Annotated in this window: 13 protein-coding genes; 8 read left to right on the top strand and 5 right to left on the bottom strand. The window is 58.5% G+C overall.

Translation table 11 applies throughout. The features are described from left to right. Positions 1-51: 51 nt before the first annotated feature. A complete protein-coding gene (locus C5L10_RS24710; RefSeq protein WP_245448171.1) occupies positions 52-819 on the top strand; it encodes a transporter substrate-binding domain-containing protein in 768 nt (255 codons plus the stop codon). A gap of 376 nt (positions 820-1,195) precedes the next feature. Here the strand turns inward: C5L10_RS24710 and C5L10_RS24705 are convergent, their stop codons facing one another. Genes C5L10_RS24705 through C5L10_RS24690 form a run of 4 tightly spaced genes read right to left on the bottom strand, consistent with a single transcriptional unit; the run spans position 1,196 to position 5,117 of the window. Next, entirely contained in the window at positions 1,196-2,041 is an 846-nt protein-coding gene (locus tag C5L10_RS24705) for a fumarylacetoacetate hydrolase family protein (protein ID WP_105431819.1), read from the bottom strand. Positions 2,042-2,097: 56 nt separating this feature from the next. Further along, a complete protein-coding gene (locus C5L10_RS24700) occupies positions 2,098-3,603 on the bottom strand; it encodes a tripartite tricarboxylate transporter permease (protein ID WP_105431818.1) in 1,506 nt (501 codons plus the stop codon). Between the two features lie 4 nt (positions 3,604-3,607). Next, positions 3,608-4,093: a tripartite tricarboxylate transporter TctB family protein gene (locus C5L10_RS24695; protein ID WP_105431817.1), complete on the bottom strand. Its 486-nt coding sequence runs from the start codon at positions 4,091-4,093 to the stop codon at positions 3,608-3,610. A gap of 46 nt (positions 4,094-4,139) precedes the next feature. Beyond that, on the bottom strand, positions 4,140-5,117 hold the full coding sequence (locus C5L10_RS24690; protein ID WP_105431816.1) for a tripartite tricarboxylate transporter substrate binding protein: 978 nt from the start codon (positions 5,115-5,117) through the stop codon (positions 4,140-4,142). A 245-nt stretch (positions 5,118-5,362) separates the two neighbouring features. Here C5L10_RS24690 and C5L10_RS24685 point away from each other — a divergent pair, with 245 nt between their 5' ends. From C5L10_RS24685 to C5L10_RS24660, 6 genes are all read left to right on the top strand, one after another. Next, entirely contained in the window at positions 5,363-6,400 is a 1,038-nt protein-coding gene (locus tag C5L10_RS24685) for a LacI family DNA-binding transcriptional regulator (protein ID WP_172717156.1), read from the top strand. 158 nt (positions 6,401-6,558) lie between these two features. Further along, positions 6,559-8,682 carry an acetate--CoA ligase family protein gene (locus tag C5L10_RS24680; protein WP_172717155.1) on the top strand — a complete coding sequence of 708 codons (2,124 nt, stop codon included), beginning with the start codon at positions 6,559-6,561 and terminating at the stop codon, positions 8,680-8,682. A 29-nt stretch (positions 8,683-8,711) separates the two neighbouring features. Beyond that, positions 8,712-9,854 (top strand): thiolase family protein, encoded by a 1,143-nt coding sequence (locus tag C5L10_RS24675; protein ID WP_105431813.1) that lies wholly within the window; start codon positions 8,712-8,714, stop codon positions 9,852-9,854. 16 nt (positions 9,855-9,870) lie between these two features. Then, positions 9,871-10,281: a Zn-ribbon domain-containing OB-fold protein gene (locus C5L10_RS24670; RefSeq protein ID WP_172717154.1), complete on the top strand. Its 411-nt coding sequence runs from the start codon at positions 9,871-9,873 to the stop codon at positions 10,279-10,281. Between the two features lie 42 nt (positions 10,282-10,323). After that, the gene (locus C5L10_RS24665; RefSeq protein WP_105431811.1) at positions 10,324-11,103 is read left to right on the top strand and encodes an enoyl-CoA hydratase-related protein; all 780 of its coding nucleotides are present in this window, start codon (positions 10,324-10,326) and stop codon (positions 11,101-11,103) included. 73 nt (positions 11,104-11,176) lie between these two features. Beyond that, on the top strand, positions 11,177-12,166 hold the full coding sequence (locus C5L10_RS24660) for an aldo/keto reductase (protein ID WP_105431810.1): 990 nt from the start codon (positions 11,177-11,179) through the stop codon (positions 12,164-12,166). Between the two features lie 364 nt (positions 12,167-12,530). On the opposite strand, the gene C5L10_RS24655 is transcribed toward C5L10_RS24660, so the two are convergent. Then, complete coding sequence (locus C5L10_RS24655) at positions 12,531-13,631, bottom strand: NAD(P)-dependent alcohol dehydrogenase (RefSeq protein WP_105431883.1); 1,101 nt, start codon at positions 13,629-13,631, stop codon at positions 12,531-12,533. A 196-nt stretch (positions 13,632-13,827) separates the two neighbouring features. Here C5L10_RS24655 and C5L10_RS24650 point away from each other — a divergent pair, with 196 nt between their 5' ends. Continuing rightward, entirely contained in the window at positions 13,828-14,802 is a 975-nt protein-coding gene (locus C5L10_RS24650; protein WP_172717153.1) for a tripartite tricarboxylate transporter substrate binding protein, read from the top strand. Positions 14,803-14,821 lie beyond the last annotated feature (19 nt).

Here is a 14,821-nt window from a genome sequence, read left to right as displayed (position 1 = left end):
AAGATTGGAAACCTGATGCTGAGAGCGAGATCTGCATACGCAATGAAAGCCATGGTCCTGGCTTGTCTTTCATCCATCGCTGTCATTTGTGGCAACGCTTCGAGTGCTGCGTCCGAGGATGACAGGATCAAGATTGCCGTCGAGGGCGCGTTCCCGCCATTCAATTACTTGGACTCCGCGAACCAGCTTCAAGGTTTTGACGTGGATGTTGCCAAAGCGCTTTGCCAGGCGGCAAGTTTGAAATGCGAGTTCGTCATCCAGGAGTGGACGGGCATGATTCCGAGCCTCCTTGCAAAACGTTACGATGCAATCATCTCATCAATGTCGATGAGTTCAGAGCGGCGCGAGAAAGTTGCATTCACCAAGAGATATTACGACAGTCCCTCGGTGTTCATTGTCCGCAAGGGATCCAACCTCGCCGGCACATCACCGGAGGATCTGAAGGCCGTGAAGCTCGGCGTGACATCAGCAACCTCTCAAGAAGCCTACGTGAAGAAGTTCTATGGCTCCGTTTCCACACGAGTGTTTCAGGCGTCTCCAGATCTCTACAAGGGTCTAGCAGACGGAAGCGTAGACATCATTTTGGAAGACAAGCTCGCAGTTTACGACTGGCTCGCGAATACTAAAGCCGGCAGCTGTTGCGAGTTCAAAAGTAGTGACATCAAAAACGCCGAGTACTTCGGTGACGGTGCAGGAATCGCCGTACGTCCGTCAGACAGTCATTTGCTGGCGCGGCTGAACGCGGCACTGGACACAATCCAGTCCAACGACGTCTACGACACGATCAACGCGAAATATTTTCCTTTCAGCATTCGATAGCCCATCGAAGCAAGTCCGGCTTCCACTATTACCACGATCATCGTAACGGATTGCATGGTTCTCTTCCAAGGTGAGAGGTGAGCCTGTCCATTGGCAACTTCAGCACGGAATAAGGCTCAGCCGAGGCCTCGGAAGTTCCCTCCCCAAGCTAAGCAACATTCGGCGCGAGGTGCCGAGATCAAACTTCGGAGTGGCTTGTAGAATGGAGGTTCATCAGGTCGCCAGAACGACCGATGTGGAGTGACGAACTCGTCCTCGACCTCGAGGAACGGCGGCTTAGCCAAGCTAGGCTGGATGTCGACGGTCTGATCCCTCAGGGTGAAGGAGCGCGCGCCCGCAAAGGGCGACGGGCGCCTGCCGTTATGGCCCCGCAACCTTACCCGATTGCAATGGGGTTTCTCAGGGTGCCAACAGTGCCTATCTCAACTTCGACGACGTCGCCTTCCCGCATATAGATAGGCGGCTCACGACGGTCTCCGACTCCGCCCGGCGTGCCGGTAACGATCACGTCGCCCGGCGACAGCGGAGTGAATGTCGAGCAATAGGCGATCAGTTTTTCGATCGGAAAGATGAGATTTGCCAAATGTGAATCCTGCATCACGGTACCATTCAGCCGAAGCTGGATCGGCAGCAACGGGTAATCGCCTACCTCGTCCGGCGTGACCAAAGCCGGGCCAAACCCGCCGGTGGCGGGAAAGTTCTTGCCGGGAGTGAACTGACTGGTGTGCCTCTGCCAGTCGCGCACGGACCCGTCGTTATAGCAGGCGTAACCGGCAACATAATCCATAGCATTTCCCTCGGAAATATTGCGGCCGGACCTGCCTATGATGATGGCAAGCTCCGCTTCATAGTCGAAGCGCTCCGAAAAAGAAGGCTTGAGCATTGGTTGACCGTGGCCGACTTGCGAATCCGCAAAACGGGTGAAGATCGTCGGGTGCTCGGAGTCGGGCCGCTTCGTTTCCTTGCGGTGATCGTCGTAATTGAGGCCCACACAGATTATCTTGTCCGGATCCGGAATCACGGGAAGCAGTTTGAGATCGTGGAGCGGGAGCTGCGGTGCTTGCCCAAGACGATCGGGCGCCTGGCTCAGCAATCCTCTTGCAAGCGCGTGCTTGAGTGTCGTCACCTGAGGTGCCAGACGACCGGTCAGGTCGAAAACAATCTCTCCGGACCAAAAGCCGAATCCGTCGTGCCCGTCGTACTCGAAGCTCACAAATTTCATGCGGATCTCACATTGAATAGGGTTGATGGTTTCGACAACGTTTGGCGCTACCCGCTTCAAGCCTCTTCTACGAACGCGGCGCTGCGTCCACGGCGGATTTGCGGAAGAAGGACGATCACACAGATGATTGCAGCGGCGCTCAACATGACGACCGACAGAGGGCTTTGATAGAAAATCGCCACGTCGCCATTCGAAAGAAGCAGCGCCCGGCGGAAATGCTCCTCCATAAGTGGACCGAGAATAAACCCTAGAAGAAGGGGCGCTGCCTCGGCGCGCATCCGCCAGAACAGGCACCCCAGCAGAGTGAAGCCCGCTGCGAAAAAGATCGGCAGTGCCCGGTTTTCGATACTGTAGAGACCGACGCAACACACCGTCAGGATGATCGGGAACAAGATCCAGTAATTTACGCGGATGAGCCGCACCCAGAGAGGGATGAGGGGCAGGTTCAGCACGACCAGGATTGCATTGCCGATCCACATGGAGGCAATCAGGCCCCAGAAAATATCCGGGTTGGAAACCATGACGAACGGACCTGGCGCAATATTATGCACCATAAGCGCTCCGATCATCAGCGCCATCACGCCGTTGCTGGGTATTCCAAGCGTCAACATGGGAATGAAGGAGGTCTGTGCTCCGGCGTTGTTGGCGGCTTCCGGGCCTGCCAGCCCCGCCACTGCGCCATGGCCGAACTCCTCCGGGTGTCGTGACAGGCGCTTTTCCATGGCATAGGATGCAAAAGAGGAAATCATCGCACCACCGCCTGGCAGAAGCCCGAGCACCGACCCGATCATCGTGCCTCGCAAAACGGGAAAGGCTGCCTGCTTTGCCTCCTTTCGGCTCATCCAGAGATTACCAAGCGTCGGAGCCGTTACCTCGCGCGCGGTATCACTGCGAATATTTGTGACGATGTCGGTGAACGCGAACAATCCCATGGCGACAGCAACGAATTCAATCCCCTCCGTCAGCGAAAAGGAATCGAAGGTAAAGCGGTAAGTGCCGCTGTTTACGTCAGCGCCGACAAGACCCAGGATCAGGCCGGTCAGCACCATTGCAACGCCTTTGATGAAAGACCCGTGCGCCAGCAGGGTTGCGGCGGTCAATCCAAGTACCATCATCGCGAAATATTCCACAGGTCCGAACAGAAAGGCCACTTCGGCAAGGATGGGAGAAAAACCCGCAATCAAAAGCGTTGCGATTGTACCGGCAAAGAAGGACCCGATCGCGGCGATCGCCAGGGCTGCGCCGGCGCGTCCCTTGCGTGCCATCTGATGTCCGTCGAGACACGATACGATCGCCGACGATTCCCCGGGCAGATTGACGAGGATAGCCGTCGTCGAGCCGCCATATTGGGCGCCGTAATAGATACCCGCGATCATAATCAGGCCAGTGACCGGCTCCAGCGAATAGGTGAGCGGCAGAAGCATCGCGATTGTGGCAAGCGGCCCCAACCCCGGCAATATGCCGATCGCTGTTCCAACCAGCACACCGATAAAGCAGAATGTGAGATTATTGAGTGACAGCGCAGCGTCGAAACCGACGCCAAGATTGTGGAACAGGTCCATTGAATCAAACCACGATCATGGGCAAAGATATGCCGAGGAAATAAACGAAGACGACGTAGCAGAAGATCAGCAGCCCGGCGCTGAGCGCCACGGCCCGTTTCCATGTGAAGTGTTCGGACGCGCGCAAAGCAATCACAACCTGCGCAGTGACAGCAACGGCTAGTCCCGCCGTTAGAACCAGGAATGCGAAGACGAGCAGCGAGGCCGTGATCAAGATCACGGGCCAAAGCGGCAAATTTCTTGCGTTTTCGCCATTGCCCAGCAGACCCTTGGCGAAGATGACAAGGCCGATGACTGCGAGCAGAATACCGAGCATGAACGGGAAGAGGCCCGGTCCCATAGCGGCGATCGTCCCCATCTGGTATTGTAGCGATAAACCAGCCGTCAGCCCCCCGAAAAGGGTAAAGAACAGCCCCGCCTCTATATCGGCTTTTCCATTGGACGTCGAAGACACCTGACTAACCTCCAGTGTCGTGATGATCTGCTTCATCTGATCCGGCGTGGGCTCTCCGGATCAGACGATCTGGCATAGGGGGTTACTCGGGTTTCAGTCCGATGCTCTCGATGATGGACTTGCTCTTTTCCATCTCTTTGGCGAGATAGGTCTTTGCCTCCGCGGAGGTGCTGGCGATCGGCGTGATGTTCTGGGCTGCCAGACGGTCCTTGACGTCCTGCTGGGCGAAGATTGTCTTGAGTTCAGCGTTGAGCTTTTCGGTAATGGCGGGAGGTGTCCCGGCTGGTGCAATCAGCGCAAGCCAGTTCAGGTACTCGAAACCCGGAACTGCGTCTGCGATCGGCGGAATATTTTCAGTGCCCAAAGGCTCGGTGCCCGTGTGAGCGAAAGCTTTCATCTTTCCGCTTTCCACAAACGGGCGTACCGTCTCATACCCAGAAAATACCATGTCGACAAAGCCACCCGCCACATTGTTGAGACTTTCACCCGCTCCCTTGAACGGGATGTCGCGGATCTGGATGCCGGCGCTCTTGTTGAGAAGCCCGAGAGCCAGCTGTGCGCTCGCGCCTCGGCCCGATGTCCCGGCGGTCAGCTTGCCGGGATTGGCCTTTGCGTAGGCGACAAGCTCCTGCATGGACTTGAACGGCAGATCGGCACGCACCCCCAAAACGAAAGGATAGGCAGTCAGGATCGACACGGGCACGAAGGTTTCGGTCTTGTATGGCAGCTTGGAATACAGAAACGGATTGTTGGCGATGGCGGCAGTGACGACCAGCAATGTCTGGCCATCCGGCGGCGCCTCTGCGAGCAGAGCGGTGCCGATGACGGAATTGCTGCCTGCGCGATTTTCCTTGACGACCGGTTGCCCAAATTTTTGAGAGAGCCTGTCTGAGAATACGGCCGCAACCGCGTCCGTGCCGCCGCCAGGAGCATAGGGAATGATAAGCTTGATCGGTTTGGTCGGATAGGGCGCGCTTTGGGCAACTACGTCTCTAATCGTCAGACCCGAGAAAGCGGCCATTGTCGCAACGAGCGCCAAAGTTCGGATAACCTGTCCCATTCTTCTCCTCCTTGAATGGTCTGATATTGTGTGAGCCAGCAGACACGCCGCCTCCCAACGCGATCCGTGCTGACAAAATGGCCAGGCGAGTTACGCTAGCTGTCGCCCCAAAAGAAACAGTAGCGAATGAAGACAACGTTGTCTATACTATTTTGACGGTCCAAACGGCATGGTGTAGAGACACTCGACGCTTGTGATCGCGACGCTGCTCAGGTGCCCGACGAATAGCAATGATAGAGACGAGTATGGGTATGGACCCGAGAGACATAAAGAACCCCACACTGGTTGACGTGGCGAAGAAAGCTGGCGTTTCTCTCAGCACCGCAGCGCGCGTCCTGCGCAATTCTGATTATGCAGTTGATGCCAAACTCAAGGAAAAGGTCAACGTTGCCGCGAAAGCCGTGGGATATGTCCCCAATCTCGTGGCTCGGCGGTTGCGCGGAGGCCGCCAGGGTGTCGTCGGACTGGTAATTGGGGACATGCTCGATGCGCATTACGGCATGATCGCGGAAAGCGTGACGAAACGGGCGGAGACGGCACATTCAACGTTTGCCATCGTCTGCAACATGCAACGCGACCCGTTGCTGGAAATCAAATACCTGCGCAAACTTCTCGAATATCGAGTCGACGGCATCATCATTGCTGGCGGTGGCTTCGATCAGTGGACCCATCATGGGGAACTCGTGGAGACGATCGAGGAGTTGAAGCGCTCGGGTACAGTTGTCGTCTCGCTCATGCCGAGGAACATACAAGTGCCTGTCTTTGCAGCCGATAGTGAAGCGATTGGAATTTCCAAGGCAAAATTCATCGTCGAGAACGGGCACAAGAAAATCGGCATCCTGCTTGGCCCGGCGCGCAATGATATGACGAAGCAGCGCATGCAGGCAATGACGAGCTATATGTCGGGACACATGGTGGATTATGCGATTGCCAATATTGATTCCACCCCTGAAGCCGGGGCACGGGGCGCAGCCGAGATGCTGGTACGAAACCCGGATTTCACTGCGCTGATCTGCGGGTCCGACGCAATCGCGTTTGGAGCGATCAGCTATCTCCGATCCGAAAGGATCGAAATTCCCGCGCAGATTTCTGTTATGGGCTTGGGCAATACACGGCTAGCGACGCTATCCACGCCGCGTCTGACGACAGTTGAAATGAATTTCAACCGCGCAGGCGAAGCAGCACTGGACTTCATCATGTCGGACGATGCGTCCTCGTCTGGCTCGAACGGGGAGGTAATCGAGCATTCCATCGTCGTCGGCGAAACCTTTGCATCTCTTTAAAATAGCGCGCGTCGCACCCCGCTAGATCCCTTTCGGTCTTCACAGCCATCGCAATGTTCCCGGCATTGACACGTCAGATATCTCCAGTTAGTGAAAAGACAACGTTGTCTAAAGCAGCGTTTTACCAAACGGCCTCAAGTAGAGATAGGACGTCGGTCATGGGCGCGAATACGATGCTGCCATCTCCAAAAATTGTCGCCGTCGCGGGTGCTTCAGACCTCGAAGGTGGCAACTATTATGGCGCCCGGGTGCTCGCCAATCTTGTCGAAGGTGGCGCGCGTGCGGCCATCTATCCGGTCAACCCGCGACTGGCCGGCACGACCTTGCTGGGCCTTCCAGTCTACGGGTCACTTTCGGATCTGCCCTCGACGCCCGACATGGTGTTTGTGGTCACGCCGATAAAGTTCGTCATTCCCACGCTGGAAGAGGCCGCCAAGCTTGGCGTGAACAGCTGTGTGGTCGTGACAGCGGAAAGCGGCGACGAGAACGAGCGTCTGATGTTCCGCGCGCGGATTTCGCAACTCGCCAAAGTTTCCCGAATGCGGATTATCGGGCCGAATTCCATGGGAATTATGAACGGCAACCTCAGCCTGAATGGAAGCTTCGCATCTGGAACACCTGGCGGTCGGGTTCCTCCGGGCGGGATCGCTTGCCTCTCACAGAGCGGGGCGACGATTTCAGCCATGTTGCAGTGGTTCGGCCAAACGCCGGTCGGCTTTTCTTGGTTAGTCAGCACCGGGGACGAAAGCGCGACCGGCATAGAAGAACTGATGCAGGCCATGGTGGACGATCCAAGCGTGGATTCGATTATGCTGTTTTTAGAGGGCATCGGAGACGGTGCCGCGTTCCGGCGCGCGGCGCTGTCGGCGCGGCTGGCTGGAAAACCTGTAACGATGCTGCAGGTTGGCAGATCTATAAAAGGGCGCGAGGCCGTCCAATCCCATACCGGTCGTGTGGCAGGTACGCGAGAGGTCTTTGCCGCAATCGCGCAGGAAACCGGCATCATCGAGACCGACAGTTTCGTCGAGTTTTTCAGTGTCGGTCGCACGATGGCGCAACGGGCGCGGCGTCGCGATCATCTGCCGCGCAGGCGGCGTGCGGCGGTCGTCACAGTGTCGGGCGGTGCTGCGTCGTTAAGCGCCGATCATATTGAGGCGATCGGCTGGGATCTGGCGCAATTTTCGCCAGCGATGGTCGCAGCGATTGCGGAATCGACCGGGCAGGGCGGCATTCGTAATCCGGCCGATATCGGCGGCGTCTGGCGCAACCCGGAAAAGGTCAGGCGGGCGATAAATACCATCGCTCAGGACGCCAGCATCGACACGATCTTTCTGTCGCTGGGCGCCGGGGGTACCTTTGCTGAGGCGGTTGCACGGGCGGTCGTGGCGGCCGTGGAGGACCTTGCGCAGGACGTGTTCGTCGCCTGGGTGGGACTTTCCGCGGAAGTACAGGCGATTTTCGATGAAGCTGGCATTCCCGCGTTCGGCGATTTTCCGCTGGCGGCCCGCGCCGCGGAGGCCTGTGCGAAGTTTTCGGAGAGCCAGGCGGATAAGGACGGAGCGGTCGAGCTGATGAGCCTCCTGGATGGAGCGCAGATCTACGTATCGGCCGTCCCGGCAGACGGGGCTCAATCCATCTGGACCGTTACGGAAACGCTTGAAAACCTGAGGCGGGCAGGACTGCCGTGTGCGGCGTTCGACATCGTTCCGGCCCTCGATACCGCCGAAATCGGTGCCCGCGCCGAACAGATTGGCTTTCCGGTTGCCCTCAAGCTCAGCTCGCCTGATATGAATCACAAGTCTGATGACGGTGGCGTCGCCATCCGGCTTGGGGACAGGGCGGCGGTTGAGGTTGCGGCCGAAATGTTCAAGGGAATAGCCGCGCGAAAGAAGCTCGCCGCAACATCAGTGCTGGTCCAGAAGATGTCGCAGGGTGTGGAAATCCTGGTCGGCATCAAGCGGGACCCGTCTTTCGGGTTGGTGCTTGTCGTTGGGCTCGGCGGCACGCTGGCGGAACTGCATGCGGAGGTCGCAGCCGTTGTTCTACCTACCACACCTCCTATGCTCCGCAGACTTTTGTCGCGAAACGCTCGTTTGAACATGCTGCTCGAGGGCTATCGCGGCCAACCTGCTGCCGACCGGGACGCACTGGTGGCATTCCTTGCGGATTTCGGCGATTGGGCCCTCGGCCAAAGGGAGGCGCTGGCGGAGGTTGATCTCAATCCGGTGATGGTCTCGGGCGGGGTGGTATCGATCGTCGATGGCCGCGCCGTGTGGAACTAGCCAATATCAGTGATACGGGGAGGAAGACTGTGGTCGGCAGTAAGAACGAGGCCCGCATAATCGGGGTGGGCAATACCGAATACCGCAAGAAGATCGACCGTCCTGCCGAAGTGCTGGCAATAGAGGCCGTGCTGGCGGCAGCTGCCGATGCCGGGATCGATGCGCGGCAGATCGACGGGATCATACCCTATCCCGGTCATGTGGGCGATGACGTTATCCAAGCGGAGTTATCGCTCAATCCGCGCTTCCGGGCGACGATCGACATGGGCGGCTGCGGCGCAGTGTCGGCACTTCGGCTTGCGTCGATGGCGGTTCTCAGCGGTGCGGCCGATCATGTATTGCTGTTTCGCGGATTGAAGGGGAGTTCCGGAACGCGCAAGGCGGATCGCCCGTCTTTCTTGCCTGGCCAGCCGTTCCGTCGGCATCTCGAACATGTGTATGGCATGAACACGCCGGCCCAGCGTTATGCGGTTCTCTGCCAGCGCTACAGGCACGAATACGGGCTCGATCGACGCACGCTAGGCGAGATTGCCCTGGCCGCGCGCGCCCATGCGAACCTCAACCCGAACGCCCAGATGCACGGCCGCGAACTGACGATGGAGGACTATCTGGCGGGGCGGATGATTGCCGACCCCTATACCCTGTTCGATTGCTGCCTGGAAACGGACGGAGCAAGCGCCGTTATCGTCTCGGCGCGCAACGGGGCGCGCGATATTCGCATCCTGTCGGTTGCCGAAGCCCAGGGCGTCTCGCCCGACGATACGTCCAACCGCGATCCATTCCTCGATATCGGACTGACACAAGCGGCAAATCAGGTCTGGAACGATCTGGGCATGGGACCTGGAGATATGGACGCCGCAATGATCTACGACTGTTTTACTTTCGAGGTACTGCACCAGATCGAAGAGGCGGGTTTTGCCGCGCACGGGGAGGCGGCCGCGCTGATTGCCGATGGCGGCATTCGTCTGGGTGGGAAATTGCCGATCAATACGCATGGAGGGATGTTGTCGGAAGCCCACCAGGCCGGCCTCAACCACGTGATCGAATCCGTTCGCCAGTTGCGGCAGGAATGCGGTGGCCGTCAGGTCGAGAATGCCCGACTTATCGCGGTGACCGGATGGGGGCAACTGGGCGACGGAAGCTTCGCCGTTCTGGGAGGAAAAGATGTGTGATCTCAAACAGATCCCTGTGCCGGATCTTACCGATCCAAATTTTGCGCCGTTCTGGGAAGGTACGCATATTCACAAATTGATGATCCAGAAATGTGGCGTTTGCGAAACCCATCGCTGGCCGCCGCGCATGACCTGCCGGGCCTGCCGGTCGGCCGAGGTCGAATGGGTGGCTGTCGAACCGCGCGGCACCCTGTTCACCTACACGATCGTCGGCCGCCCGACCGCGAAAGGATTTTCGTCCACGCCGTACACGGTCGGTTTTGTTGCACTCGACGTGGTTCCGAACGTGCGGATCATCGGCAACGTCGTTGATGTCGACCCTTCTGCGGTGACGATTGGGATGTCTCTCACCGGTCGCTTTGTCGCGGCCGGGCCCAACGAGGAGATGACCCTGATCCACTGGTCGCCGACGTCGATCGGCGCCTAACGATCGTGAGTGCCTGAACCTTGATGGCTGGGAGGACAGACCATGGACGGACTACTTTACTGCAAAGTGGAGGACCGGGGACGGATCCGAATCGTGACGATCAATCGACCGGAGGTGGCGAACGCGCTCAACCGCGAAGCCAGCCACGAAATGGAGGCTGTGTGGAATGACTTTGCTGCCAATGACGATCTGTGGATCGGCATCGTGACGGGGGCGGGCGATCGCGCCTTCTCGGCTGGCAATGACCTCAAGGCCCAGGCCGCTGGCAAGCGGGGGCCGCGCCCACATACGGGCTTCGGAGGGCTGGCGATGCGCTGCGACCTGACAAAGCCAATCATCGCCGCCGTCAACGGGCTGGCGGTCGGTGGAGGCTTCGAACTGGCTCTGGCTTGCGATCTGGTGATTGCGTCTGAAAATGCTTATTTCAGCTTGCCGGAGGGAAAGGTCGGCATGATGGCATCCGGCGGCGGCGTCCAGCGGCTTCCGCGCATCATTCCGCAAAAAGAGGCGCTTGGCATCATTCTCACCGGCCGCCGCGTAACGGCGCAAGAGGGCCGGCGTCTCGGGTTTGTCAATGAGGTGGTGCCGCCTTCGAAAGCCCTCGAGGCGGCAATGGTCTGGGCAGACCAGATCCTGGAACTCGCCCCGCTCTCGGTCAGAGCCGCCAAGGAAGCTGTCTACAGCAGTCTCGATAAGCCGACCCTGGAAGATGCGTTGCGGGCAAGTTATCCCATCCATTCCACACTCGCCGAGACCGAGGATTTCATCGAGGGCCCTAAGGCGTTCAGTGAAAAACGCAAGCCGGTCTGGAAGAACCGCTGACGCGAAGCAGGTTATTGCGCGCCCAGCCCTATTGTAACATTGGGCCAATTCTTGTTGGTCAGGAGACGGTAACATGGATACAGCGATCCTCGGCCGGACGGGTCTGAAAGTCAGCGTGGCAGCGCTTGGGGCGGGGGGAAGCAGCAGGCTGGGTTTGCGCACCGGAGCCAGCGAGACGGAAGCAGTCAATCTGGTTCGCGCGGGGATCGATCGAGGTATCAATTTTATTGACACCGCACCTGCTTATGGCACGGAAAGCGTGGTTGGGCAGGCTATTCGCAATTGCCGCGACAAGATCATCGTCTCGACCAAAGTCAAAGCAACTCTGCCCGGCGCAAGCTATGAAGGTGCCGACTTCGTCAAACGCGGTGACATCACGAGAAGCGTGGAGAAAAGTCTCCGGGTTCTCGCGACGGACCATATAGATCTCATTCATCTCCATGGTGTGCGCCCTCATCATTATGAGTTCTGCTTGAACGAGTTACTGCCTGAACTGCTGCGAGTTCGTGATGCAGGGAAAGTCCGCTTTCTCGGGATTACCGAAGCATTTGGCACAGATCCTTCCCGTCAAGTCATGCAACGCGCGATTGGCGATGGGGTTTGGGACGTGATTATGCTGGGCCATAACTTCGTCAATCAATCAGCGATGCAACATCTGTTACCTCGCGCCATGCAAGCCAATCTCGGTGTGATGGCAATGTACGCAGTCCGCGGAGCGCTTGCTCGAAAGGACCGGCTTGACAATCTTGTCGCCAAACTCATCAGCATCGGTGAAATTGATCCCCAAGCCGTCGACACGAACGATCTGTGCGATCTTCTTCTTGAGCCGGGGATCTCGGGGTCGTTGACAGAAGCTGCCTACCGCTTTTGTCGCCACAGTTCAGGTGTCGACGTCGTCCTGACGGGCACCGGAAACCTCGGCCATCTTGACGACAATATCGCAGCCATCAACAGCGAGCCATTGCCGGAGAACATCCTTCAGCGATTGTCATCGGTTTTCGGCAGCGTCCGATCTGCAACCGGAGACATAGAAGTCGCATCCGTCTCGCAGATGCCTCAATAGCTCGCTTGAGCAATTGGCCTGATTGACGGTCTTGAACATCGCCACGCCCGGTCACCGCTCCTGGCGGCTCCACTCCTATGTCGCGTTCGGCGAGCAGGCTGGTTCTTTGGCGTACCTACCGAGCACTGGTGCGCCCGCAGAGAGCCTCGATTGCCCCTGCGGCAACCACCGCGCGGCCCCGCCGGAAAGGCCTCATCGGGAAAATTCTGAGCATTTTCGCAGATCGCATGCCTGGTGAGCCATGCCAGCCCTGCGGTTTTGCTCCCGTTTTGCGGCAAAGACAGGCCAATCCAAGCATCCAAGGGCGGAGGAACACATAGTCCTCCCGCAAACCGCTCCGACGGCGAAGATCCTTTGAGAGACGTTAGCCGATCCTCAAGACCGGTTTGATCGCTTCGCCACTGTGCTGAGCGTGGAAGGCATCATTGATGTTCTCGAAATCAAAGAACTGGATCAGCCGGTCGAACGGGAACTGTCCGCGTCGATAAAGATCGATCAGGAAGGGAATGAAGAGTTTGGGGTTGCTGTTGCCCTCGACGATGCCACGCACCTTCTTGCCGAGCAGCATGCTGCGAACAGGGATCGGAAGCTCCGAGCCATCGCTTGGCGCGGTTACGAAGCCGCAAATGCCTCGAGGGGCGAGGACGTCGATCGCCTGTCGCATGACCGCGGCCACCGCTGTCGTATCGAGCGACTGGTCGACGCCATCGCCGGTCAGTCGCATAATATCCGCGACCACATCGGTATCACCTGCGAGAATAGCGTGGTCGGCGCCAAGTTCGAGTGCCAGATCCAGCCGTGCCCTGATGCGGTCGACGGCGATCACCGTCCTTGCTCCGGCATAACGGGCGGCCATGATGGCGCTCAGGCCGAGGCTGCCCGCGCCGAAGACCGCAAAGCGATCGCCCGGACCGACCTTCAGGTCATTGAGAGCCGCTCCCGCGCCGGTCTGAATGCCGCAGCCGAGCGGACCCAGGATTTCCAGGGCCACGTCGTCAGGAACCTTGATGACGTTGCGTTCCGTGCCGATGGCATAGGTCGCGAAGGACGATTGGCCGAAGAAGTCACCGTGCACATCCTCCCCATTATCGCACAGATAGCTACCTCCACCCCCCGGCCTCGCACAGCTGAAATTGAGCGGAAACTGCTCATAACAATAGGCGGGTTCGGCCTCCCGGCAGCTCCGGCAGGTCCCGCAATAGGCAAAGGTCATCACCACATGGTCGCCGGCCTTCAGTTCGGTGACCGCGGTGCCGACTGCCTCTACGACGCCGGCTCCTTCATGCCCAAGCACCACGGGGCGGGCTTTCACCAGGACATTGGACCCCGCGCATTTCAGATCCGTATGACAGACGCCGGCGGCGACAATCTTCACCAGAACCTCGTGCGATGCCGGCCCGGCCAGATCCAGGGAGCGAATGGTGATGGCATTGTCCTTGCCAACGACGGCGGCTCTGATCCTCATGCTTCCTCCCGATATTATTTCGCCCATTATCCCGCTGCTCCAGCAAGACCGGCGGCGCGCCTCATTCGTCAATATAAAATGCCATTTGACCAAAATACAATATCTGGATAGCTTCATTGATGCGAATGGAGGAGACTTTCGCACCGTGATCGTCCGGTATCGCCTGAGCGACTGGGCCTGGTTTGGGAGGAAATCGATGAGACGCTTTGTAACCCGCGGCTTGGCGCTGGTGGTTCTTGCATGCCTGATGACTGGCGGTGCATATGCCTCGGATGCTGACTATCCAAGTCGGCAGGTGACGATCATCACCGGTTTTGTCGCCGGCAGCGGCGCTGATATTTACGCCCGCTATTTTGCAAAACAGCTGGAAGAAGCGACCAAGCAGACGGTTGTCGTCGAGAACAAACCGGGCGGTTTCGGCAGCATCGCGGCGGTGGCCGCAGCAAGGGCCACTCCAGATGGCTACACGCTGTTCATCGGCGGCGCAGATACGTTCAGCGCCACACCTTACGTCTTCAAGCAGTCGCCCTTTGACCCCCGCAAGGACTTCGTCTACGTCGCGCCGATCTTCGGCCAGGGCTTCACGATGCTCGTCGGCGCGAAGTCACCTTACAAATCGCTTGCCGACCTCACCACCGCAATGAAGCAGAAGGGGACAAAGGCCTCCTACGCAACGTCCAACAATGTCTCGACCATTCTGGCTGAAGTCTACAAGCAGAGCGCTGGGCTGGAGACGGTCCAGGTTCGCTACAAGGCGACGGCCGATGTCCTGAACGATCTCAATAGCGGCTCAATCGACTTCATCGTGTCCGACCCGGTGTTCGGGCTGGCCCGGGTGCGAGACGGTAGCGGCCGGTTGCTGGCCGTCAGTACCGCCAAGCGCATCTCCAGCATATCAGATGTGCCGCCGTTCAAGGATCAGGGCGTCGATGTGGACCTGAACATCTGGTGGCTGGTGGCCGCCCCGGCAAAGACGCCGCAGCCGGTCGTCGACAAGCTGAACGCGCTTCTGACCAAGATCGCGACCTCCGATGTCACCCGCGAATTCGTCGGCAAGAACGGCGGCGAACCTTTGACCGCGGCTTCCGCCGACGCGACTTATAAGATGGTCGAACGGGAGATCAACGACTGGGCGGGCTACGTCAAGGTCGGCAATATCGAGCCGCAATGAAAGCTTGCGGCAAGCGTTG

This window comes from Neorhizobium sp. T6_25, assembly GCF_002968555.1.
Classification (GTDB): domain Bacteria; phylum Pseudomonadota; class Alphaproteobacteria; order Rhizobiales; family Rhizobiaceae; genus Neorhizobium.
Note: the sequence above shows the minus strand (reverse complement) of the source record. Positions and strands in the feature narration are given on the sequence as shown.